This is a genomic window from Gryllotalpicola daejeonensis, assembly GCF_039538145.1.
GTDB classification, from domain to species: Bacteria; Actinomycetota; Actinomycetes; order Actinomycetales; family Microbacteriaceae; genus Gryllotalpicola; species Gryllotalpicola daejeonensis.
This window is the reverse complement of the sequence record NZ_BAABBV010000001.1, coordinates 1,001,660-1,022,882: the sequence shown is the minus strand read 5'-3', so window position 1 is coordinate 1,022,882 and position 21,223 is coordinate 1,001,660. Positions and strand designations below refer to the sequence as shown.

At 69.0% G+C, this 21,223-nt stretch carries 21 protein-coding genes; 13 read left to right on the top strand and 8 right to left on the bottom strand.

Annotated elements, in window-relative coordinates; translation table 11 throughout:
• Nucleotides 1-83: 83 nt before the first annotated feature.
• Nucleotides 84-404, top strand: coding sequence for a helix-turn-helix domain-containing protein (locus ABD736_RS05125; RefSeq protein ID WP_344790665.1), 321 nt, complete (start codon nt 84-86; stop codon nt 402-404).
• Here ABD736_RS05125 and ABD736_RS05120 read toward each other — a convergent pair whose 3' ends face one another.
• The 3 genes from ABD736_RS05120 to ABD736_RS05110 form a co-directional block, all read right to left on the bottom strand.
• The gene (locus ABD736_RS05120) at nt 405-683 is read right to left on the bottom strand and encodes a hypothetical protein (RefSeq protein ID WP_344790664.1); all 279 of its coding nucleotides are present in this window, start codon (nt 681-683) and stop codon (nt 405-407) included.
• A 288-nt stretch (nt 684-971) separates the two neighbouring features.
• Nucleotides 972-1,760 carry an ABC transporter ATP-binding protein gene (locus ABD736_RS05115; RefSeq protein ID WP_344790663.1) on the bottom strand — a complete coding sequence of 263 codons (789 nt, stop codon included), beginning with the start codon at nt 1,758-1,760 and terminating at the stop codon, nt 972-974.
• Complete coding sequence (locus ABD736_RS05110; protein ID WP_344790662.1) at nt 1,760-2,578, bottom strand: ABC transporter permease; 819 nt, start codon at nt 2,576-2,578, stop codon at nt 1,760-1,762. Before ABD736_RS05110 ends, ABD736_RS05115 begins: the two co-directional genes overlap by 1 nt.
• A gap of 41 nt (nt 2,579-2,619) precedes the next feature.
• Between ABD736_RS05110 and ABD736_RS05105 the strand changes: the two genes are divergently transcribed.
• Nucleotides 2,620-3,411, top strand: a complete 792-nt coding sequence (locus ABD736_RS05105) for an LLM class F420-dependent oxidoreductase (protein WP_344790661.1) — start codon at nt 2,620-2,622, stop codon at nt 3,409-3,411.
• On the opposite strand, the gene ABD736_RS05100 is transcribed toward ABD736_RS05105, so the two are convergent.
• Entirely contained in the window at nt 3,408-4,109 is a 702-nt protein-coding gene (locus ABD736_RS05100; protein WP_344790660.1) for a phosphonatase-like hydrolase, read from the bottom strand. The two genes, ABD736_RS05105 and ABD736_RS05100, sit on opposite strands and share 4 nt — an antisense overlap.
• A 16-nt stretch (nt 4,110-4,125) precedes the next feature.
• Nucleotides 4,126-4,887, bottom strand: a complete 762-nt coding sequence (locus tag ABD736_RS05095; protein ID WP_344790659.1) for a GntR family transcriptional regulator — start codon at nt 4,885-4,887, stop codon at nt 4,126-4,128.
• Between the two features lie 159 nt (nt 4,888-5,046).
• Here ABD736_RS05095 and ABD736_RS05090 point away from each other — a divergent pair, with 159 nt between their 5' ends.
• Genes ABD736_RS05090 through ABD736_RS05070 form a run of 5 tightly spaced genes read left to right on the top strand, consistent with a single transcriptional unit; the run spans nt 5,047 to nt 10,286 of the window.
• On the top strand, nt 5,047-6,183 hold the full coding sequence (locus ABD736_RS05090) for a TIGR03364 family FAD-dependent oxidoreductase (RefSeq protein ID WP_344790658.1): 1,137 nt from the start codon (nt 5,047-5,049) through the stop codon (nt 6,181-6,183).
• Between the two features lie 42 nt (nt 6,184-6,225).
• Nucleotides 6,226-7,392, top strand: a complete 1,167-nt coding sequence (locus ABD736_RS05085) for an ABC transporter substrate-binding protein (RefSeq protein WP_344790657.1) — start codon at nt 6,226-6,228, stop codon at nt 7,390-7,392.
• A gap of 25 nt (nt 7,393-7,417) precedes the next feature.
• A complete protein-coding gene (locus ABD736_RS05080) occupies nt 7,418-8,344 on the top strand; it encodes an ABC transporter permease (RefSeq protein ID WP_344790656.1) in 927 nt (308 codons plus the stop codon).
• Nucleotides 8,341-9,192, top strand: coding sequence for an ABC transporter permease (locus ABD736_RS05075; RefSeq protein WP_344790655.1), 852 nt, complete (start codon nt 8,341-8,343; stop codon nt 9,190-9,192). Before ABD736_RS05080 ends, ABD736_RS05075 begins: the two co-directional genes overlap by 4 nt.
• Entirely contained in the window at nt 9,192-10,286 is a 1,095-nt protein-coding gene (locus ABD736_RS05070) for an ABC transporter ATP-binding protein (RefSeq protein WP_344790654.1), read from the top strand. Before ABD736_RS05075 ends, ABD736_RS05070 begins: the two co-directional genes overlap by 1 nt.
• Nucleotides 10,287-10,341: 55 nt before the next feature.
• Here the strand turns inward: ABD736_RS05070 and ABD736_RS05065 are convergent, their stop codons facing one another.
• On the bottom strand, nt 10,342-11,046 hold the full coding sequence (locus ABD736_RS05065) for a phosphocholine cytidylyltransferase family protein (RefSeq protein WP_344790653.1): 705 nt from the start codon (nt 11,044-11,046) through the stop codon (nt 10,342-10,344).
• Between the two features lie 139 nt (nt 11,047-11,185).
• Here ABD736_RS05065 and ABD736_RS05060 point away from each other — a divergent pair, with 139 nt between their 5' ends.
• The 6 genes from ABD736_RS05060 to ABD736_RS05035 all read left to right on the top strand — a co-directional run bounded on the left by ABD736_RS05060 (nt 11,186) and on the right by ABD736_RS05035 (nt 19,174).
• A complete protein-coding gene (locus ABD736_RS05060) occupies nt 11,186-12,262 on the top strand; it encodes an ABC transporter ATP-binding protein (protein ID WP_344790652.1) in 1,077 nt (358 codons plus the stop codon).
• Nucleotides 12,238-13,926, top strand: coding sequence for a hypothetical protein (locus ABD736_RS05055; protein ID WP_344790651.1), 1,689 nt, complete (start codon nt 12,238-12,240; stop codon nt 13,924-13,926). The genes ABD736_RS05060 and ABD736_RS05055 overlap by 25 nt, the downstream gene beginning before the upstream one ends.
• Before the next feature lie 38 nt (nt 13,927-13,964).
• The gene (locus tag ABD736_RS05050) at nt 13,965-14,237 is read left to right on the top strand and encodes a DUF3039 domain-containing protein (RefSeq protein WP_344790650.1); all 273 of its coding nucleotides are present in this window, start codon (nt 13,965-13,967) and stop codon (nt 14,235-14,237) included.
• Nucleotides 14,238-14,365: 128 nt separating this feature from the next.
• Nucleotides 14,366-17,293, top strand: coding sequence for a collagen-like domain-containing protein (locus ABD736_RS05045; protein WP_344790649.1), 2,928 nt, complete (start codon nt 14,366-14,368; stop codon nt 17,291-17,293).
• A 16-nt stretch (nt 17,294-17,309) separates the two neighbouring features.
• Nucleotides 17,310-17,897: a tetratricopeptide repeat protein gene (locus ABD736_RS05040; protein WP_344790648.1), complete on the top strand. Its 588-nt coding sequence runs from the start codon at nt 17,310-17,312 to the stop codon at nt 17,895-17,897.
• Complete coding sequence (locus ABD736_RS05035; RefSeq protein WP_344790647.1) at nt 17,894-19,174, top strand: glycosyltransferase; 1,281 nt, start codon at nt 17,894-17,896, stop codon at nt 19,172-19,174. The genes ABD736_RS05040 and ABD736_RS05035 overlap by 4 nt, the downstream gene beginning before the upstream one ends.
• Nucleotides 19,175-19,187: 13 nt before the next feature.
• On the opposite strand, the gene ABD736_RS05030 is transcribed toward ABD736_RS05035, so the two are convergent.
• Both ABD736_RS05030 and ABD736_RS05025 read right to left on the bottom strand, forming a co-directional pair.
• Nucleotides 19,188-19,910 carry a VIT1/CCC1 transporter family protein gene (locus ABD736_RS05030; RefSeq protein WP_344790646.1) on the bottom strand — a complete coding sequence of 241 codons (723 nt, stop codon included), beginning with the start codon at nt 19,908-19,910 and terminating at the stop codon, nt 19,188-19,190.
• A gap of 4 nt (nt 19,911-19,914) precedes the next feature.
• Nucleotides 19,915-21,213 carry a nicotinate phosphoribosyltransferase gene (locus tag ABD736_RS05025; protein WP_344790645.1) on the bottom strand — a complete coding sequence of 433 codons (1,299 nt, stop codon included), beginning with the start codon at nt 21,211-21,213 and terminating at the stop codon, nt 19,915-19,917.
• Nucleotides 21,214-21,223 lie beyond the last annotated feature (10 nt).

Genomic DNA, 21,223 nt, shown 5'->3' with positions numbered 1-21,223 from the left:
AACAGGACAAAAACGCCTGTGTCGTTAACGTACGGGATGCCGTTGACCTTCGCTTACCCGCATCCGGGCGGCACGCTCAGGACATGCCCGAACCGATCTCGTCTGCCGCGGAAGCCTTTGGCCGGAAGCTGCAGAACGAGCGCAAGGAGCTCGGCGCTTCGCAGCGCCAGATCGCCGAGGAAGCAGAGATCGATGAGGCGAGCTATCGCAAGATCGAGCTGGGCTACAGGAATCCGAATCTCCACAACATGCTTCGCATCGCAGGCGCCCTAGGCGTGCCGCTCGCGAAGCTCGTCGACGGCATCGATGAGTCGATGACGCCGCCGGCGAAGGAGCGAACCGCTCCGCGCGAGCCGCTTGACGAGCTCAAGAAGCGGCGAGATGCCAAGCGCTCGGGTCGCTGACTAGAAGGCTGCGCGCCAGAGGTATTCACTGCCGTCTTCCCGGCGCCACCTCACGTTCAAGAACGAATCCCAGGCGAGGTCGTCGCCCTCGATAGGAACCCAGACCGTCTCGCCGGGCGCAACGACCATCGGTGTGTGGTCCGGCACGCTGCCCGACCCGATCACCGCGACCCACACATGCCTCAGCGTCTCGAGGCTCGCATTCTTCAAGCCGTAGGTCGGCGCGTGGTCTCGAATGAAGAGCCACGGAACGGGATAGGCAAGCGGCACGTCTGTCATGCGACGGACGTTAGGTGCGGCATCCGACACCACCGCTCGAAACGTGGGAAGCGGCGGGCGCGACGTGCCTGTGCTGGGGAAGAGGCGCGCAACGCAAAATTGGTGCTTTCGTGCAAGTGCGCGCGAGGGGACGGCGTGTGGGCATCGTTTCGAGACGCGCGCTCCGCAAGCTTCGCGTGCTCCTCAACGATCGAGACGGAAGGGGCGCCCCGCGATCTCCGCGTGCTCCTCAACGGTCGAGACGGAAGGGCGCCCCGCGATCTCCGCGTGCTCCTCAACGGTCGAGTGTCAGGCGGCCGGCCCCATGTTGTAGTCCGCGTTGTAGCGGTCGAGCACGTCGTCGATCGCGCCGTCCATCACGAGCTCGCCCTTCTTCAGGTAGAGCCCGCGTGAGCAGAACCGGCGCAGGTCGCGCTCGGAGTGCGACACGAAGAACAGCGTGCGCCCGGCGGCGAGCAGCTCCTCGATGCGCGCGTAGCACTTCTCTCGGAACGCCTTGTCGCCGACCGCGAGCACCTCGTCGACGATCAGAATCGGCTCTTCGAGCTGCGTGATCACGCTGAACGCGATGCGCACCTTCATTCCGGACGACAGGTGCTTGTAGGGCGTGTCGAGGAAGCCCGGGATCTCGGCGAACGCGACGATCTCGTCGAACTTCGCGTCGATCTGCCGCTTCGTCATGCCGTGCAGGCCGGCGGTCAGATAGACGTTGTCGCGCACCGACAGGTCGTCGACGAACCCGCCCGTGATCTCGATCAGCGGCGCGACACCCTGGCGCACCCGCACCGACCCCTCGTCGGGAATCAGCACTCCGGCGATCAGCTTCAGCAATGTCGACTTGCCCTGGCCGTTGCGCCCGACGACGCCGATGGCCTCTCCGGGGCGGATGTCGAACGAGACGTTCCGCAGCGCCCAGAACTCGTCGGGGCGCGCTCGGCGCCTGCGCGACGAGAACAGGTCCTTGAACGACCGCTTGGCGCGCTTGTTGCGCTTGAAATGGATGCCGAGGCCGCGCACCTCGATGACAGCACCGCTGCCGCCGGTCGCGACGGCCGGCGTGGAATCCACCGCGACCATCACATCTCCTTCAAGACGGCGGGCACCGAGCGGCGGAACACGAGCATGCCGATGCCGAGGATGACGAGCGAGCCGACCGCCGAGACGATCACGTGGCCGAACTGCAGCTCCTTCGGCCAGAACGCGCAGCGGTACAGGCCCATGATGCCGGTGAGCGGGTTCAGCTCGAGAATGCGCCCGATCGGGAAGCCGTGGAAGTCCTGCGGCCACTCGTTCGGCGAATACAGCACGGCCGATGCGTAGAACAGCAACCGCAGAATCAGCCGGATCGCCCGCTCGAGGTCCTTGTAGAACACGGTCAGCGGCGCGACGATCAGCCCCAGCCCGTAGACCAGAATCGCCTGCAGCACGAGACCGAGCGGGAACCACACGATGTGGGCCGTCACAGGGGCATGGGCGAGCACCGCGAAGATCACGAGGACAGCGAGGGATGCCACATACTCGATGCCCTTTGACAGCACGATGCGCGCCACCCAGAGCGACTGGGGGAGCTTCACCGAGCGGACGAGCTTCGCCTCTTTGTTGAAGACTCGCGAGGCATCCGTGATCGTGCTGTTGAACCAGGTCCACGGCAACAGGCCCGCCATGAGGTACACGATGTACGGCTGCTCGCCATGATCGCCGCGGTGCATGACCAGCACGAAGACGAAGAAGTAGATGAGCGACATCAGCAGCGGGTCGAGAATCGACCACACGTAGCCGAGCGCGTTCGTGGTGTAGCGCACCGAGAGATCGCGCTTCGTCAGCAGCCACAGCGAGTGGCGGTATCTGGCGAAGGGCGTGCGCTGTGCGGGGCGCACCGCGGTCGAGCTGGTCACGGCCTCAATGCTAGGGGGCGCATCTGTATAAGGTCGGGAACGTGACCCAGGTACGAATCGGCGTTCAGATCGCCCCCCAGCACGCGTCCTACCAGCAGATCCGCGACACCGTCGTCGAGCTCGAGCAGCTCGGCGTCGACGTCCTCTTCAACTGGGACCACTTCTACCCGCTCTCGGGCGAGCCCGACGGGCTTCATTTCGAGGGCTGGACGATGCTGGCGGCCTGGGCTGAGCAGACCACGCATGTCGAATTCGGATGCCTGGTCACCTGCAACTCGTACCGGAACCCCGAGCTGCTGGCCGACATGGCCAGGTCCGTCGACCACATCTCAGCGCGCGACGGGGGCACCGGCCGCCTGATCTTCGGCATCGGCTCGGGCTGGTTCGAGCGCGACTACGACGAGTACGGCTACGAGTTCGGCACCGCCGGCTCGCGACTGGACGCGCTCGCCGAATCGCTGCCCCGCATCGAGGAGCGCTGGACGAAGCTCAACCCCGCGCCGACCCGCGACATCCCGGTGCTGATCGGCGGCGGGGGAGAGAAGAAGACCCTGCGCATCGTTGCCAAGCACGCCGACATCTGGCACAGCTTCAGCGACCTCGAGACCCTGAACCGCAAGAAGGCGATTCTCGCGCAGCACTGCGAGGCGGTCGGCCGCGACGTCAACGAGATCACGCTGTCGTCGACCTTCGGCAAGGGCGACCTCGCGGCCTCAGGCGACGCGCTCGTCGAGGCCGGGGTGCGCCTCTTCACGATCGGCATCTCGGGCCCCGACTACCGCAAGGACCTCGACACGATCAAGGCAGCCCTCGCCTGGCGCGACGCGCTTTAAGCGGGCAGTTCGCCGTCTCGCTCGAGCAGCGACGGGATGTCGGCCACCGACGGCAGCAGGTGGGTGTGGCGGTGGCGGCCGAGCTCTTCGGCGGTGTACGCGCCGGTGAGCACCCCGACGATGTAGCGCACGCCGGCGGCGACGCCCGCGCCGAGGTCGTTCGCGGTGTCGCCGGCGACGAGCACCTCTGACGGGGTGTCGACGCCGGTGAGCTCCATCGTGCGGTAGATCAGGAACGGCTCGGGGCGCGAGGCCGGCACCTCGTCAGAGGTGACGAGAGCATCGACGTCGGCGTCGTCACCCGAGCCGACCTTCCAGCCGACGATCTCGAGCAGCAGCTCGGCGACGTCGCGCGAGTACCCCGTCTGCAGCGCGACCTTGACGCCCGAGGCGCGCAGCGAGGCGACCGCTTCCCGCACTCCGGGGATGATGGTCGGCTTGTCGGCGAGGTACTGCGCCCGCAGCGTGGTGCGGAACTGCTCGAACAGCTCGTCCTGCCGGTCGGTGCTCTCGCCGAGGGCCTCGAGCAGGCCGCCGATCGCGGCGTGCTTGCTCGTGCCGCCCCACTTCGAGAGCAGCTCGTCGCTGATGGTCTTGCCCGTGGCGTCTTCGACGGTCGAGCGCAGCACGGCATACACGGTGCCGGCCTCGGCAATGGTGGTTCCCGCCATGTCGAGCGAGACGAGGCGAATGGTCATGCGACCACCTTTCTGATCAGGCCAGCCCTGACGGGGCGGCGAGTCGAGCGATGCTCGGCCGCGACACGGCCGAGGTGGTGCGCGAGTTGCGAATCGCGAGCTTCGCCCGATCGGTGCGATAGCGGTCTTCCGCGTATTCGATGACCTGCCCCGAGCTCGAGGTGGTCACGCGTTCGACACGCAGCAGGGGAGTGCCGAGCGGCACCTCGAGCTGCTCGGCGTCGAGCACGTTCGCGGCCACGGCGTCGATCGTGTGGGTGCCGATGTCGAGCGGCACTCCGCGCTCGATGAGCGTGCCGAAGATCGACCCGTCGTCCGGGTCGAAGTCGAAGAGCTGACGGCCGGCCTCCGAGATGTACCAGCTGCGCTCGAGCATGGCCGGCTGACCGTCGATCGAGCGACGACGCACGATGCTGACGGCGCGATCGGATGCCGCGAGCTTCAGCTTCTCCGCGACGGCCGCAGGCGGCACTCGCCAGGCCAGTTCGATGGTGTGCTGCCCCGGGGTGCGCCCCGTTGCCTGCACCCACGCGCTGAACGAGAAGAAGTCATCGATCGACTGCGCGAGCGGGCGGCCGAGCACGGTCGGCACCCGGCCCTGGCTCGTCTCGATGAGCCCCTCGTTGCGCAGCTGCGCGAGCGCCTGACGCACCGGCCCGCGGCTCGCGCCGAACTGGGCGCCGAGCTCGGATTCAGACGGAAGCGGTGCGCCGACCGCCAGTTCCCCCGAGCGGATGCGCTCGCGGATCGCGTCGGCGACGACCACGTGAATGGGCATTCGCACGGTCTCAATACAAGTGCCCACGGGCACCCCGGTCGCGCATAGACGCCAGTTTGTTCACCCACCGTTTCCGCGCCGGTACGCCTGTTTGAACTTCTCATGACAAGTGCCGCGCTAGGTGGAATCCGCCACTCGGCGTCCGACAGTGTGGCACTCGTGACTGCTGCTTCCGGCGACGCCCCTGACCGCTTCGACGTGGCCATCGTGGGCGCCGGCATCGTCGGCCTGGCGCACGCCTGGCACGCGGTGCGCGCCGGGCTCAGAGTCGTCGTGCTCGAACGCGACGAGTTCGCCGTCGGCGCCAGCATCCGCAACTTCGGGCATATCTGTACAAGTGCGCAGTCGGGCCTCGCATACGAGTACGCGCTGCGGGCGCGCGAGGAGTGGCTGACGCTGGCGACGGATGCCGGCATCCCGGTCTCTGCGCCCGGCACCGTGATCATCGCGCGTCGTGCCGAAGAGCTCGCTGTGCTCGAGGAGTTCGTCGGCGAGCGCACCGACGACAACCTGCTGCTCACTCCGACACAGGTCGCCGAGCGGCTCGGCTTCGCGCCGGTCGGGGCCATCGGCGGCGCCTGGCTCGGCCTCGACCTCCGGGTCGACGCGCCGACCGCGGTGCCCGCCTTCGCCGCGCACCTCGCACGCCTCGGCGTCGAGTTCCGCTACCGCGCGCACGTACTCGGCGTCGAGACGGGGCGCGTGGTCACCACCGCGGGCGACGTCACCGCCGACCGCGTCACCGTGGCCGTCGGCCACGATGTCGACCGCTTCTTCCCAGGTGAAGCAGAGAAGCACGGCGTCGTGCGCTGCCGCTTGCGCATGATCGAGGCGGATGCCCCGGCCGGCGTCACGATCGACCCGGGCGTCTTCACCGGAACCTCGCTGCTGCGCTACGACGGCTTCACCCAGACGAAGGCGGCGGAGGCGCTGCGCGACGCGCTGGCCCGCGAGGCCCCGGCGCTCGGTGAGCACGGCGTCAACCTGATGCTCACGCAGCGCCTGCCGCACAGCGAGGCGGCCGGGCGTCTGGTGCTCGGCGACACGCACCACTACGGCCTCACCGAGACGCCGTTCGAAGACGAAGCGAGCGACGAGCTGCTGCTTGCCGAGTTCCGCGACCTGTTCGGCACCGAGTTGACCGTGCGGCGGCGGTGGCGCGGCGTCTACGCCTCGAGCCCCAACGGCCCGTACCTCGTCGCGCATCCCGCTGAGGGCGTGACCGCGGTGTCGGTGACGAGCGGCATCGGCATGACGACGGCGCTCGGGCTCGCAGCATCCGTTCTCGATCTCTAGAACCTGTCATCCCCACATTCCCCTGCAAACCCAAGGAGAGCAATGAACAGCAAGTTCCGCGTGGGCTCGGCCCTCGCGCTCGTCGCGGCGGCAGCCATCGCGCTGACCGGCTGCGCGACGGGCAGCGGCAGCTCGAGCGCCGCCAACGCCAAGGACTGCAAGACCCTCTCGACCGCCGAGGCCGCCAAGGCGACCAGCGCGGCCGACTTCGGCGGCTTCGACTGCCTCGTGCAGGCCGCCGAGAAGGAGGGCCACCTCAACGTCATCACCCTGCCGCCGTCATGGGCGAACTACGGCAAGATCATCGCCGGGTTCCAGGCGAAGTACCCGCAGATCAAGATCAACTCGGAGAACCCCGACGGCTCGTCCCAGGACGAGGTCGACGCCGCCAAGGCGGACAAGGGCCAGTCGACGGCTCCCGACGTGTTCGACATCGGCACCACGGTGCTGAACGCGAACCCCGACGTCGTCACGCCCTACAAGGTCCAGAACTGGGACAAGATCCCGGCGAACTTCAAGGACCCCGACGGCAAGTGGTTCTACGACTACACCGGCCTGATCTCGGTCGGCTACGACTCGTCGAAGATCAAGAAGGCCCCGACCTCGCTGCAGGACCTGCTCGGCCCCGAGTACAAGAACGCCGTCGCGATCAAGGACTCGCCCGTCAAGGCGAACGAGTCGCTGATGGACGTCGTGCTCGCCTCCGTCCAGAACGGCGGCTCGGCCGACGACCTGACCAAGGGTGTCGACTTCTTCAAGCAGCTCAAGCAGGCCGGCAACTTCGTTCCCACGACCGCCTCGCAGGCGACGGTGAACAACGGCCAGACCCCCGTCGTGCTGCAGTGGTCGTTCAACAACGTCGCCTGGGGTGACGCGGAGCAGGGCGGGAACCCGAAGTACAAGTCCGTCGTCCTTCCGGGCGCCGCTGTCGGCTCGTACTACAACCAGGCCGTCGCCTCGGGGGCCGCAGACCCGGCCGCCGCTCGCCTGTGGGAGGAGTACCTCTACACCCCCGAGGTGCAGAACCTCTACCTCGCGGCCGGCGCCTACCCCGCGATGCTCGACGCGATGAAGCAGGACGGCACCGTCGACAAGGACGTCCTCGCGAAGGTCGGCGACGCTCCCAAGGACGTCACGCTGCTGACCGCAGACCAGGCGAGCAAGGCCGGCACGCAGATCGCGTCGCTGTGGCCTGCCGCGATGGGCTGAGGCCAGGAATCGAAGGAACCACACCATGACCGTTGTCGCACCTGACGCGGCGGTCGACCGGTCCGCAGGCGCCGGGGCTGTCCAGCCCCGGCGCCGTCGGCTCGGTTGGCTCGGCTTCACGCCGTTCGCCGTCTACACCCTGGTCTTCCTCGCCGTGCCGACCGTGCTCGCGGTGTGGAGCGGTCTGACCGACGAGAAGGGCACGTTCACGCTCGCCAACTTCGGCGCGTACGCGAACCCTGTGATCCTCAAGGCGTTCGGGAACTCGATCGTCCTCTCTCTGGCCACCGCGGTCGTGAGCGCCGTGATCGGCGCCGTCATCTGCGTCGCGCTGCTGGCGGTGAATCCGGTCGGGTTCACGCGTGTCGTGGCGGATGCCGCTGCTTCCGTGTTCGCCCAGTTCGGCGGCGTCATGCTGGCCTTCGCCTTCGTCGCCACGATCGGCACGACCGGTCTGCTGACGCTCTTCCTCAAGCAGGCGTTCGGCTTCGACATCAACTCGCTCGCGCTCGATCGGACCGCCGGGCCGCTCATCAACCAGGTCAGCGGCATGTTCTTCGTCTACGTCTACTTCTCGGTGCCCCTCATGGTGATCGCCTTCATGCCCGCGCTCGTCGGGCTGCGGCCGCAGTGGGGCGAGGCGGTCGCGACGCTCGGCGGCGGGCGATGGAGCTACTGGGTGCACGTCGGCTTCCCCGTGCTCGCGCCGTCGTTCTTCGGCTCGATGATCCTCGTCTTCGCCGGCGCGTTCTCGTCGTATGCCACGGCATCGGCGTTGACGAACACCGGCGTGATCATCCCGATCATCATGCAGCAGGACCTGAGCAGCGAGACGCTGCCGGGTATCGCCCACGTGCCCGGGGTGCTCGCGATCGGCATGATCGTCGTGATGGCGCTCGTCATGTGGCTGTACTCGCTGCTGCAGCGCCGCGCCGCGAGGTGGCAGCGATGAGCGGGGTCACGCGCGTGCGTCGTTCCTCTGGGGCGGCCCGTGTCGGCGCGACGCCGAGCCGCACGACGGCCGCGATCATCCTGATCCTCGCCGGTCTCGGCTTTCTCTACCCGCTGTACTCGCTGTTCCGCTTCGCGTTCTGGCCGACGGCGCAGACGCACGGCTTCACGCTGCAGCACCTGAAGCGCCTGACCGACCCCGGCCAGGCCTACATGTACAACCAGCTCTTCGAGGGCATCCAGAACTCGCTCGTCATCGCGGTCGTCACCGTCGTGCTGATGGTCGTGTTCCTGCTGCCCGCGATGATCCTCGCCGAGCTGCGCTACCGCCGTGTGCGCCAGGTCATCGAGTTCGTGTGCCTGCTGCCGATCTCGATTCCGACCGTCGTGCTCGCCGTCGGCTTCGTGCCGGTCTATCAGCAGATCTGGCATGTCACGGGGTCGGTCGCGTGGGTCCTCGCCTTCGCGATCGGCATCATCGTGCTGCCGTATGCCTACCGCCCGATCCAGTCGAACATGTCGGGCCTCGACATGGTCACGCTCTCCGAGGCGTCGCGCTCGCTGGGCGCGGGGTGGCTCGCGACGGTGTGGTCGGTCATCCTGCCGAACCTCCGGCGCGGCATCCTCTCCTCCGCCCTCATCACGGTGTCCGTGGTGCTCGGCGAGTACACGGTCGCCTCGTTCCTCACTCAGAACACCTTCCAGACCGCGCTCGCGCTGCTGCAGCACGCCGACCCGTACGTCGCCGCGACGTTCGCCCTCGGGGCGCTGCTGCTCATCTTCCTGATCCTCGTGCTGATCGGAGCCGTCGGCTCCTTCAGCCGGCCCGCCAAGCGAAAGGGCGCATGATGTCCGCCGTCGAAACCACCGCCCCCGCAGCTGCCGCCGCCCTCGAGGTCACGGGCACGGCCGTCGAACTGATCGACGTCGTCAAGACCTATGCGGGCCACCAGGCGCTCACCGGCGTGAACCTGCGCATCGAGCCGGGCGAGTTCATCGCGCTGCTCGGGCCGTCGGGCTGCGGTAAGACGACGGCGCTGCGCGCCCTGTCGGGCCTCGAGAACATCGACGGCGGCCGCATTCTGATCGACGGCAAAGACGTCGCGCAGCTCGCGGTGAACAAGCGCGACATGGGCATGGTGTTCCAGTCGTACTCGCTCTTCCCGCACATGACCGCGCTGCAGAACGTCGAGTTCGGCCTGCGCATGCGCAAGGTGGATGCCGCAAGCCGGCGCACCCGCGCTGCAGAGGCGCTCGAGCTCGTCGGGCTCGGCCATCTCGCGGAGCGCTACGCGCACCAGCTCTCCGGCGGCCAGCAGCAGCGCGTCGCGCTCGCCCGCGCGCTCGTCACCCGGCCGCGCGTGCTGCTGCTCGACGAGCCGCTGTCAGCCCTCGACGCCAAGGTGCGCGTGAGCCTGCGCGATGAGATCCGCCGCATCCAGAAGGACCTCGGCATCACGACGCTCTTCGTCACCCACGACCAGGAGGAGGCGCTCGCCGTCGCCGACCGGGTCGCCGTGATGAACGCCGGCAACATCGAGCAGATCGGCACGCCGGAGGAGCTGTATCTGAACCCGCGCACCTCGTTCGTCGCCGATTTCGTGGGGCTGTCGAACAAGCTGCCCGGCGAGCTCGCCGGGGGAGCGGTCACGGTCTACGGTCAGCGCCTCGACGTCCTCGGCGAGGTTCCGCAGGCTGGCGCCGTGACGGCGTTCGTGCGGCCTGAAGACGTGGCGCTGATCGATGCAGAGGCGGCGGATGCCTGGCTGCACGGCACCGTCGTGTCGACGAGCTTCCTCGGGTCTCTGCGACGCACCTTCGTGCGCCTGCCAGACGAGGCCGTGGTCGCCGTGCAGCACGACGTGAGCGACAAGCCGCAGGCCGGCGATGCCGTCGGGCTGCGCTTCAAGGGCCGGCCGGTCGCGGTGGCCACGAAGGAGTAAACAGAGCGAAGGCCCGGGGCGTCATGCCCCGGGCCTTCGTCATTGCCGAGCGTGCTTATGCGAACAGGTGGTTCGCGCGCTCCAGGTCTTCAGCGAAGTCCACCTCGACGGCGTACAGGTCGGAGATGTCCATCGGCTCGACGAGGATGCCGTCGCGCTGGATGGACAGCTCGAGGCCGCCCTCGAAGTACTCCTGCGCGTCGACCTTGTCGAGGGCGCGGATGAAGCCCGCCTTGTCGCGGCTCGAGATGTAGTTGATGCCGACGGCTTCGCCGAGGGCCTTGTTCAGGTCGACCTTCTTCGAGAGCTTGTCGATGAAGCCCTCTGCGCCGACGGTGTACTTGACCTCTTCGTCGGAGACCTTGGAGGTGTTGACCGTCACGAAGCTCTGGTCGCGGTCGATGAGCTCCTTGGCGCGCACAAGCGCTGCCGGGTCGAAGACGACGTCGCCGTTCATCCACAGCACGCCGCCCTTGTTCGACGCGCGCAGGGCGCGCAGCAGGCTCTTGCTGGTGTTGGTCTGGTCGTACTGCTCGTTGTAGACGAACTTGGCGCGGTCGCCGTAGCGCTCGACGATCTCCTCAGCGCGGTAGCCCACCACGATGGTCACGTCGGCTTCCTTGCCGAAGGCGGCGTCGATGTTGCCGAGCTGCTGCCCCATGATCGTGCGGCCGTCGACGAGTTCGGTGAGGCACTTCGGAAGGGAGCGCCCGAGGCGAGTACCCATGCCGGCGGCCAGGATCACAATCTGATTCGTCACGTCGTCTCCCTAAAAAAGCCAATACGTGTTCACCGTCAGTTTACCCCACCCGACCGAGCGCCATTCGTAGGCGTCCGATTTCGTAACCCGTTCGACGCAGGGGGCGACGGATGTCGGGGCCAGTTGCTACGGTGGCCACATGAGCTCGCTTCCGGAGACCGCGCCTGAAGACGGCCCCGTTGCGAACCCGGTTGCGCCGGTCGAGTCACTGCCGCAAAAGCCCCCGTCAGAGCCGGAAAAGCCCGCACCGGCGCGTACCCCGCGAGCTCGGAAGACGACGCAGCGCACGCCGCGCGCGGCGACCGCGTCGAAGACCTCGACCACGGCCGCGAGATCCGGCGCGTCGGGCACCACGGCTGCCGCGAAGCCCCGCGCACCGCGCGCTCCGCGTGCCCCGCGTGGCAAGGCTGCGCCCAAGACGCAGGCGCCGACGCCAGAGCCGATTCCCGAACCGAAGCCCACTGCGCTCGGCATCCGCCAGCTGTACAAGCGCTTCGGGGGCACCGTCGCCCTCGACGGCGTGAGCATCGACGTTCCAGAGGGCTCCTTCTTCGGCCTCGTCGGGCCTAACGGCGCGGGCAAGACCACGATGCTGTCGATCGTGAGCGGCCTGCTGCGGCCGGATTCCGGCCAGGTCGTCGTCCACGACGTCGACGTCTGGAAGCAGCCGGAGCACGCGAAGCGGCTCATCGGCGTGCTGCCCGACCGGCTGCGTCTGTTCGACCGGCTGACCGGCGCGCAGCTCCTCTATTACTCGGGAACGCTGCGCGGCCTCGACGCTCACACGGTCAAGACGCGAGTGAACGACCTCGTCGAGGCGTTCGGCCTCGAGGGCGCCGTCGGCCGGCTGGTCGCCGACTACTCCGCCGGCATGACGAAGAAGATCGCGCTGGCCGCAGCGCTCATCCACTCGCCGCGAGTGCTGGTGCTCGACGAGCCGTTCGAGTCGGTCGACCCGGTGTCCGCGGCGAACATCACCGAGATCCTCCAGAAGTACGTGGCAGCGGGCGGCACGGTCGTGCTGTCGAGCCACAGCATGGATCTCATCCAGCGCATCTGCGACCGCGTCGCCATCCTGGTCTCGGGCGTCGTGCTCGACTCCGGCACGGCCGACGAGGTGCGCGGTCAGAAGACCCTCGAAGAGCGCTTCGTCGAACTCGCCGGCGGGCGCAAGGCTGCGGAGGGCCTCGAGTGGCTGCACAGCTTCTCGGAGTGACGCTGCCGACCCGCGAGCAGGCGGTCGAACACGGGCGCAGGTTCGCGAGGCGCGCCGCGAGTTCCATGGCGGATGCCTTCGCCGACGTCCCCCGCTTCCTGCGGCTCAAGCTCGCTCTGCTCGGTGGCGCCTTTCGCCGCAGCCCCTGGCAGGTGGTCGGGCTCGTCATCGCGGCGCTCTACGGCATCGGCATGACCGTGCTGCTGGTCGCGGCGCTGATCGCCGCGCGATTCGTGCCCGACGTGGCATCCGTGCGCTCTATCGTTATCGTCGCGGGCGCGGTGGTGACCACTGGGTTCCTGCTGCTACCGCTCGTCTTCGGTGTCGATGACACCCTCGATCCCCGCAAGTTCGCGCTGTTCGGCATCCCTCGCACCCGGCTGGCCGTCGGACTCGCGGCCGGGTCGATCCTGTCGGTGCCCGCCATCGCACTCGCGATCAGTGCCCTCGCGACGGTCGTGACCTGGTCGCACGGCTTCTGGCTCGTGCTGCTCGCCTTCCTGAGCGCCGTGATCGCCACGGCGACGAGCGTGCTCGCGGGGCGCGTGGCGACAGCGGTCGCCGGGTTCCTGCTCGACACCCGCCGCGCGCGCGAGCTGACCGGGGTGATCGGCGTGCTGCTCATCGTGCTGATTTCACCGCTCGTGCTGTCGCTGTCGAACGTCGACTGGGGCGCGCAGGGGCTCTCGGTCGTGACGATCTTCGCCGACATCTTGCGCTGGTCGCCGATGGGCGCGGCCTGGGCCGTTCCCGCAGACACGGCCGTCGGCAACGGCGGGACCGCCGTGCTCGAGCTGCTGATCGCGCTCGCGATGCTCGCGGCACTGTGGCTCGCGTGGCGGGCGCTCGTCGGCCACATGCTCGTGACCCCGTCGCGTTCCGGTGAGGTGAAGACGTATTCGGGGCTCGGGTGGTTCGGCGTGATGCCGGGCACCGCGTGGGGAGCGGTCGCCGCGCGCAGCCTCAGCTATTGGGGCCGGGATGCCCGCTATTGGGTCTCGCTCATCATGATTCCCGTGATCCCGATCGTCATCCTCGCCGCGTTCGGGGTGGTGCACGCGATTCCCGGGAACTACCCCGCCCTGCTGCCGCTGCCGATCATGGTGCTGTTCCTCGGCTGGGCGGCGCACAACGACGTCGCCTACGACGGCACGGCGATCTGGCTGCACATCGTGGCCGGAACGACGGGGCTCGCCGACCGCATCGGGCGGCTCGTGCCGCTGCTGTTCATCGGCGTCCCGTTGATCGTGATCGGAACGGCGGTGTCCGTCTACTTCTACGGCGATGCGCACGTCGCCCTCGCGCTCGTCGGCGTGACCGTGTGCGAGCTCTTCGTGGGGCTCGGTCTCTCGAGCGTGACGTCGACGCTCGTGCCGTACCCCGTGCCGAAGCCCGGTGACAGCCCGTTCGCACAGCCGCAGAGCGTGGGGGCGGCGGCCGCGGCCGTGCAGGGCTTCAGCATCGCGGTCATCTTCGTGCTGTCGGCCCCGGCGATCACTTTCGGGGTGCTCGGCGTGTTCGTGGACGAGAGCTGGTTCGCTGCCTCGCTGTGGGCGGGTCTCGTCGTCGGCGTGCTCGCCCTGGTCGGCGGAGTGCTCGGCGGAGCTGCGATCTTCAACCGGCGCGGGCCGCAGATGCTGGCGGCGGCGGTTCGGGCGGCGTGACCCGGTTCAATGTGGCGACTCGCTTCTAAACTGGGCGCATGAGCATCTCGGAACCGGGCGGTCCCCTCGAAGGCGGCAGCACTGCGACTCTCGATCGCGAGCTCGAAGAGCTGCTCGAGCAGGAATCCATCGAAGAGGGCGACCATGATCGCTTCTCGCACTACGTGCGCAAAGAGGCGATTCTCGAGTCGGCCGTGACGGGCAAGCCGGTGAAGGCACTCTGCGGCAAGGTGTGGGTGCCGGGGCGCGACCCCGAGAAGTTCCCGATCTGTCCCGACTGCAAGAAGATCTACGACGCGCTCACCGACTGAGCCGAGCCGGTCTGTCTCGAATCCATCTCGACACGGCGAAAAACGGCTGACAAGGCCGGGTTTCGTGGCATAGCCTGACCCCGATCGCTGTACCGCATTCGGGTGAGGTGGCGTCGGATGACTCAGGGGTGGGCCGGGTTGTGAACCCGGCGTTCCGCAAACGCGCGAAGCCGCTCATGGCGAGCGGCGCGGTTGCGGCATCCGCCCTTTCGCTGCTCGGTCTCGGCGCGCCTGCGTTCGCCGACACGCCGAGCCCGAGCTCGACGCCGACGACGACGTTCACACTGTCGCCGACTCCGATGCCGAGCTCGACGATCTTCGACAGCAACGGCAATGCGTGCGTCAACTACACGTACACGCTGCTCTTCAACCCGCCGGCGGCGGGCCCGCAGGGATTCGTCTTCATCACCTGCATTCCGCTGATTCCCGGGCCGCAGGGCGCGCCCGGGGCGCAAGGTGCCCAGGGCGCTGCGGGCGCCGTCGGCAGCGGGGGCACCGGGCCGCAGGGCGAGGCAGGCAACAACGGCGGGGTCGTCGTGATCGGCGGCGGCGGGGGAGCAGGGCCGCAGGGCGCGCAAGGCGCGCAGGGCGCGACCGGGGCGGAGGGCCCGCAGGGGGCATCCGGGCCGCAGGGCGCGCCAGGCGACGCGACCGGTATCGTCGGCCCACAGGGCTATCAGGGGGTTCAAGGCAGCGACGGCGCGCAGGGCCCGCAGGGGAACCAGGGCTATCAAGGGTCCCAAGGCGTCGAGGGAGTTCAGGGCAGCGCGGGCGCGCAGGGCTCGACCGGTGCCACCGGCCCTCAAGGTGTTGAAGGCGTGCAAGGTTCGCAGGGCTCCCAGGGGGCTCAGGGCGGGACGGGTGCCCAGGGTGCTCAGGGGTCGACGGGCGCGACTGGTGCAACCGGAACGGCGGGCGCGCAGGGCGAGGCCGGCCCGCAAGGGCTCCAGGGCAGCCAGGGCGTTCAGGGCAGTCAGGGCAGCCAGGGCGCGCAAGGAGGCACCGGCGCGACCGGCGCGCAGGGCGCGACTGGGGCAGCCGGACCCCAGGGCGAGCCTGGTGCGGCAGGGAGCCAGGGAGCTCAGGGCGGCACCGGTCCCCAGGGCGCAGACGGCGCGCAGGGTGCGCAGGGTGCCGACGGCTCGCAAGGTGACACCGGTGCGCAGGGCGCGGCGGGTGCCGACGGAGCGCAGGGTGACGTCGGACCGCAGGGACCGCAAGGGCCACAAGGAGCGCAAGGCGACCCGGGCGTGGCCGGAGCGCAGGGCGATCAGGGCGCCGCCGGCGCGCAGGGCGCTCAGGGTGCGCAGGGCAACGACGGGATCGCCGGGGTGCAGGGGGCCGCAGGCGCGCAGGGCTTCCAAGGCAACCAGGGCTATCAAGGGCCGCAGGGTGCGGACGGGGTGCAGGGCGCGCAGGGCCCGCAGGGCATCGGAAGCGAAGGCGGCCAGGGCTCCGCCGGCCCCCAGGGGGCGCAGGGAAATCAGGGCTACCAGGGTTTCCAGGGCGCAGACGGAGTTCAGGGGGCCGCCGGGCCCCAGGGCAGCCAGGGCGCACAGGGGTACCAGGGAACTGATGGCGTGCAGGGCGCGCAGGGCTCCGACGGCGCGCAGGGCGCGACCGGACCTCAGGGAGTGCAGGGTGCCGCGGGCGCGCAGGGCGAGGTCGGTCTGCAGGGTGCGACTGGTGCACAGGGAGCTTCGGGAGCGCAGGGCGAGGCCGGCGCGACCGGACCGCAGGGTGATGCCGGCGCCCAGGGGCCGCAAGGATTCCAGGGCGAGACCGGCTCCACTGGCGCGCAGGGTGCGACGGGGCTTCAGGGCGCGGCGGGAGCACAGGGCGCACAGGGCGCACAGGGCGACCAGGGCGCAGCGGGTGCCACTGGCGCGCAGGGTTCGGAAGGACCGCAGGGGTTCCAAGGTTCGCAGGGCGTCGCCGGAAGCCAGGGAGCTCAGGGCAATGACGGTCCGCAGGGTGCGACCGGTGCGCAGGGTGCGGCTGGTGCTCAAGGCTCGTCGGGCGCGCAGGGCTCGCAGGGTGCAGACGGCGCGCAGGGGCCGCAGGGGTCTCAGGGGGTGACGGGCGCCCAGGGCGATGTCGGCGCCCAGGGCTCACAGGGAGCAACGGGCGCCCAGGGCTTCCAGGGCGCTGATGGTGCGCAGGGCGCTCAAGGGGCGGACGGCCCACAGGGAACCCAGGGCTCGCAAGGTAGCGACGGCGCTCAGGGTGTGCAGGGCGCGAGCGGAGCACAGGGCGGTACAGGAGCCGTCGGAAGCCAGGGCCCGCAGGGCGCCGACGGCGTCCAGGGAGCGCAGGGCGCGACAGGTGCTCAGGGCCAGACAGGGGCGCAGGGTGCGGACGGCGCGCAGGGGCCGCAAGGCGATGTCGGTCCACAAGGGTTCCAGGGCGCGGCGGGCCCCCAAGGTGCTCAGGGCAGCCAGGGCGAGACCGGCGCCCAGGGTGCCGCCGGCTCTGATGGGTCGCAAGGAGACATCGGCGCAGTCGGGCCGCAGGGTCCGCAGGGCTTGCAAGGTGCCGCTGGGGCTGACGGCGCACAGGGCGCTCAAGGCGCGCAAGGCGCACAGGGTGTGCAGGGTTCTATGCCGCCGTTCGCGCGCTTCGAGTCGTCGACCACCCAGAACATCTCGGCCGGCCAAGATGTCACGCTGGGCACCGCCGTCTTCGACACCAACGCGAACGTCTCGAATGCCGGAGCTCAGATCACGCTGCAACCGGGGGTCTACTACCTCGAGGGAGCGGCCGGCGCATCGCAGACGACGACGGGCGTGCTGACGCCGACCGGAATCCGCATGAACTACGCGTTCTACAACGTCACGGCCGGCACTTACTTCGGGGCCGCTGGGGGCCATTCGGGCAACAACAACGGCTCGAGCTATGCCAATCCCGCGGGGCCCGCCACCGCCGTGATCGTCGTGACGACGCCGACGGTCGTGACACTTCGGATGGCCTCGATGGACAACGCGGGGACGATCAACCAGCCCGCAGACGCGGGCACCGGTGGCCAGTCGTGGGTCAACGTCACACAACTCCAATGAGAAGAGGAACGCCCAGATGAAGACACCGGGATGGCACACGCCCGCCGCGACTCTCGCCGCCGCGTTCATCGTCGCTGCGGCGCTCGCCGGGTGCACGGATCACGGGGACGACAAGGCGAAGCATCCCGCCGCCTCATCGGCCAGCCCCACGTCGTCGCAAGCCGCCCTCGAGAACGAGATGCTTGAGAACGGCATCAAGCAGGCGGGCGATGGGAAGTACGACGACGCGACCTCGACCGTCAAGGCGATCGTCGCGATCGACGCGAAGAACAAGTACGCGCTCTACAACCTGGGCCTGATCGCGCAGATCAAGAAGGACAGCAAGGGCGCGATCGACTACTACGAGAAGGCGATCAAGGTCGACCCGAAGTTCACCTCGGCGATGTACAACGAGGCGATCGTGCTCGAGCCGAGCGACGCGGCCAAGGCCGAGAGCCTGTACGAGCAGATCGTGAAGATCGACCCGAAGGCGTCCACGGCATATCTGAGGTTGAGTTACCTCTACGAGGCTGACGGAGATCAGAGCAAAGCGGATGCCGCGCGCAAGTCCGCCGTGAAGCTCGACCCGTCCCTCGCGACCGTCACCCCGACGCCGGGCACGTGAGCACGCCATCCGCCGGGGAGCCCCGCTTCTCGATCTTCACGCCCTCGCACGACCCGCGCTACCTCGAGGACTGCCTGCGCAGCATCCTCGCCCAGACCGTCGACGACTGGGAATGGATCATCTACCTGAACGGCGGCGCCGAGTGGACGCCGCCGGTCGACGACCCGCGCATCCAGATCCACTCGACCGAGGCGAAGCTCGGGGTCGGCGCGGTGAAGAGCAGGGCCTGCGCGCAGGCATCCGGTCGCTATCTCGTCGAACTCGACCACGACGACCAGCTGCTGCCGACCGCGCTCGAGAAGGTGGCGGCGGCCTTCGAGTCGGCGCCTGCAGCGTCCCTCGTCTACAGCCACTGCGCCTCGATGCTCGCCGACGGCTCGCGCGACGAGACCCGCTACCGCGAGGGGATCGGGTGGGAGTACCGCGACCTCGAGTTGGGCGAGCGCACCCTGCAGTACCCCGTGTCGTTCCACCCGACGCCGCACAACGTCTCGTACATCTGGTACGCGCCGAACCACGTGCGCGCGTTCCGCCGCACGGCCTATGAAGAGGTCGGCGGCTACGACGCCGCGCGTGACATCCTCGACGACCAGGACCTGATGTGCCGCCTCTACCAGTGGGGCGAGTTCGTGCGCCTCGACGAATGCCTCTACCTGCAGCGCATGCACGGGGCGAACACCCAGCGCGACGCGGTCCTCAACGCGCGCATCCAGAGCGAGACGATCGAGCTGTACGCCCGCTATTTCGAGGGCAATGCGGTCGCGTGGGCCAGGCGCGCAGGCCTGCTCTGCCTCGATTTCGGGGGAGCGCACAACAAGGCGCTGGGATTCCTGGGGGTCGACCAGCGTGCGGCGGAGGGCGTCGACATCGTCGCGACCCTGCCGAACCCCCTCGATCTGCCCGACGGGTCGGTCGGTGTGATCCGCGCCTATGACTTCTTCGAGCACGTGGCCGACAAGATCGGGCTGATCACGGAGATCTATCGGCTGCTGGCCCCCGGCGGCATCCTCATCTCACGAACGCCGTCGACGGACGGGCGTGGCGCCTTCCAGGACCCGACGCACGTCGCCTTCTACAACCAGAACTCGTTCTGGTACTACACCGACCGGAACCTGCAGCAGTACGTCGACGGGCTCGATGTGCGGTTCCAGGTCTCGCGACTCGTGACGTTCTTCCCGACGGCGTGGCACCAGGCCAATGACATCTCGTACGTCGACGCGTTCCTGCTGAAGCTGCCGGACGGCGGGGTGCGCAACGCCGCAGAGATCAACGTGTAGGTGGCGCGCGGCCTCAGACCGCGCCGGTCGTGCCGAGCAGCGCGCCGATGCCGAAGGTGACGGCCAGGGCGACGGCTCCGCCGAGCACGATGCGCAGGGTGCCGAGGCGCTTCGAGCTGCCGCCGATGCGGGCGCTGATCGTGCCCGTGAGCACGAGGGCTGCAAGCACGGCGACGAAGGTGATGGGAACCTTCCATGGCGCGGGCACCGCGAGCACGAAGATGAACGGCAGCAGACCGCCGCAGAGGAACGCCAGCAGCGACGCGAACGCGGCGTGCCACGGGCTGACCACATCGTCGGGGTCGATGCCGAGCTCGGCGGCGAGGTGCGCGCGCAGGGCGTCCTTCTCGGTCAGCTCGATGGCGACCTGCCGGGCGGTCTCGCGCGAGATGCCCTGTGCCTCGTAGAGCGCGGTGAGCTCGTCGAGTTCTTCTTCGGGCATGGTGGCGAGTTCTTCGCGCTCCTTGGCGATGAGGGCGTGCTCGCTGTCGCTCTGGCTGCTGACGGACACGTACTCGCCGACGGCCATCGAGAGCGCGCCGCCGACCAGCGCCGCGATGCCGGAGGCGAGGATCGGCGCGGTCGCCGTCGTCGCACCCGCGACGCCGACGACCACGGCGGCGACGGAGATGATGCCGTCGTTCGCGCCGAGCACGCCCGCCCGCAGCCAGTTGAGCCGCTGGGCGAGGCCGCCCTGGTGCGGTTCGTCGGGGTGCGTCGCGGCCACGTCGCTCATGAGATCACACGAACAGGGTCTTGAGCACCGGGTCGCCGGCGCCGAGCCGGAACGCCTCTTCGGGCAGCTCGTCGATCGCCTTGGCGTTGTGGGCGCGGGCCGCTGCCACTCCGTCGGGGCCGAGGAACGAGGCATCCGCCTCGCCATCGCTCATCAGCGTCGTGAGCAGCTCGCGGCCCTCGGCACGCGGCGGGCGCGTCGTGAGCACGTGCACGACCTCCGCGGTCGCGGTGCCGGACGAGTCGAGGTGCCTGATCGGCACCTTGCGGCCGCCGACGGATGCCTTTCCGTCGGACTTCTTGGCGACGGGAATCCATTCGCCCGCATCCGTCTTGTGCGCGACCAGCTTGTAGACCATGCCCGCGGCCGGCGACCCGGAACCGGTCACGACCGAGGTGCCGACGCCGTAGTTGTCGACGGGGCTGGCCGAGAGCGCGGCGATCGCGTATTCGTCGAGATCGTTGGTGACGGTGATCTTGGTCTTCGTCGCGCCGAGCGCGTCGAGTTGCGCGCGCACCTTGCCGACCAGCTTGGGCAGGTCGCCAGAATCGAGCCGGATGCCGCCGAGTTCGGTGCCTGCGACGCGGACGGCCGTCTCGATGCCCTGCTCGACGTCATAGGTGTCGACGAGAAGCGTCGTGCCGACGCCCATCGCCGCGACCTGCGAGCGGAACGCGTCTTCCTCGGTGTCGTGCAGCAGCGTGAACGCGTGGGCGGCCGTGCCCATGGTCGGCAGGCCCCAGACACGCCCCGCCTCGAGGTTCGACGAGGCCGAGAAGCCGGCGATGTAGGCGGCGCGGGTGGCCGCGACCGCCGCGTCTTCGTTGGCGCGGCGCGAGCCCATCTCGGCGATCGGCCGCCCGGCGGCGGCGTGCACCATGCGGCTCGCCGCGGTCGCGATCGCCGAGTCGTAGTTGAGCACCGAGAGCACGAGGGTCTCGAGGATCACCCCGTCGGCGAACGGCGCCTCGACCGTGAGCAGCGGCGAGCCGGGGAAGTACACCTCGCCCTCGCGGTAGCCGGTGATCGTTCCCGTGAAGCGGTAGTCGGCCAGCCAGTCGAGCGTGCGCTCTGAGACGACGCGCTCTGATCGCAGCCACTCGAGCTCTGCGTCGCCGAAGCGGAACCGCGAGATCAGCTCGAGCAGCCGCCCGGTGCCGGCGAAGACGCCGTAGCGCCGACCGTGCAACCTGCGGGCGAACACCTCGAAGACGGACTCGCGCGAATACGTGCCGTCGGCCAGCGCCGCGTCGAGCATCGTCAATTCATAACGGTCGGTCAGCAGAGCCGTTGAACCGGTCATATCGGCCACA

Bases quoted from the DNA above. Each gene is read 5' to 3' on its own strand.
- ABD736_RS05125 (WP_344790665.1), top strand. From the start codon at position 84: ATGCCCGAACCGATCTCGTCTGCCGCGGAAGCCTTTGGCCGGAAGCTG.
- ABD736_RS05030 (WP_344790646.1), bottom strand. From the start codon at position 19,910: ATGAGCGACGTGGCCGCGACGCACCCCGACGAACCGCACCAGGGCGGC.
- ABD736_RS05040 (WP_344790648.1), top strand. From the start codon at position 17,310: ATGAAGACACCGGGATGGCACACGCCCGCCGCGACTCTCGCCGCCGCG.
- ABD736_RS05120 (WP_344790664.1), bottom strand. From the start codon at position 683: ATGACAGACGTGCCGCTTGCCTATCCCGTTCCGTGGCTCTTCATTCGA.
- ABD736_RS05075 (WP_344790655.1), top strand. From the start codon at position 8,341: ATGAGCGGGGTCACGCGCGTGCGTCGTTCCTCTGGGGCGGCCCGTGTC.
- ABD736_RS05085 (WP_344790657.1), top strand. From the start codon at position 6,226: ATGAACAGCAAGTTCCGCGTGGGCTCGGCCCTCGCGCTCGTCGCGGCG.
- ABD736_RS05100 (WP_344790660.1), bottom strand. From the start codon at position 4,109: ATGACCATTCGCCTCGTCTCGCTCGACATGGCGGGAACCACCATTGCC.
- ABD736_RS05050 (WP_344790650.1), top strand. From the start codon at position 13,965: ATGAGCATCTCGGAACCGGGCGGTCCCCTCGAAGGCGGCAGCACTGCG.
- ABD736_RS05025 (WP_344790645.1), bottom strand. From the start codon at position 21,213: ATGACCGGTTCAACGGCTCTGCTGACCGACCGTTATGAATTGACGATG.
- ABD736_RS05060 (WP_344790652.1), top strand. From the start codon at position 11,186: ATGAGCTCGCTTCCGGAGACCGCGCCTGAAGACGGCCCCGTTGCGAAC.
- ABD736_RS05080 (WP_344790656.1), top strand. From the start codon at position 7,418: ATGACCGTTGTCGCACCTGACGCGGCGGTCGACCGGTCCGCAGGCGCC.
- ABD736_RS05070 (WP_344790654.1), top strand. From the start codon at position 9,192: ATGTCCGCCGTCGAAACCACCGCCCCCGCAGCTGCCGCCGCCCTCGAG.
- ABD736_RS05115 (WP_344790663.1), bottom strand. From the start codon at position 1,760: ATGGTCGCGGTGGATTCCACGCCGGCCGTCGCGACCGGCGGCAGCGGT.
- ABD736_RS05095 (WP_344790659.1), bottom strand. From the start codon at position 4,887: ATGCCCATTCACGTGGTCGTCGCCGACGCGATCCGCGAGCGCATCCGC.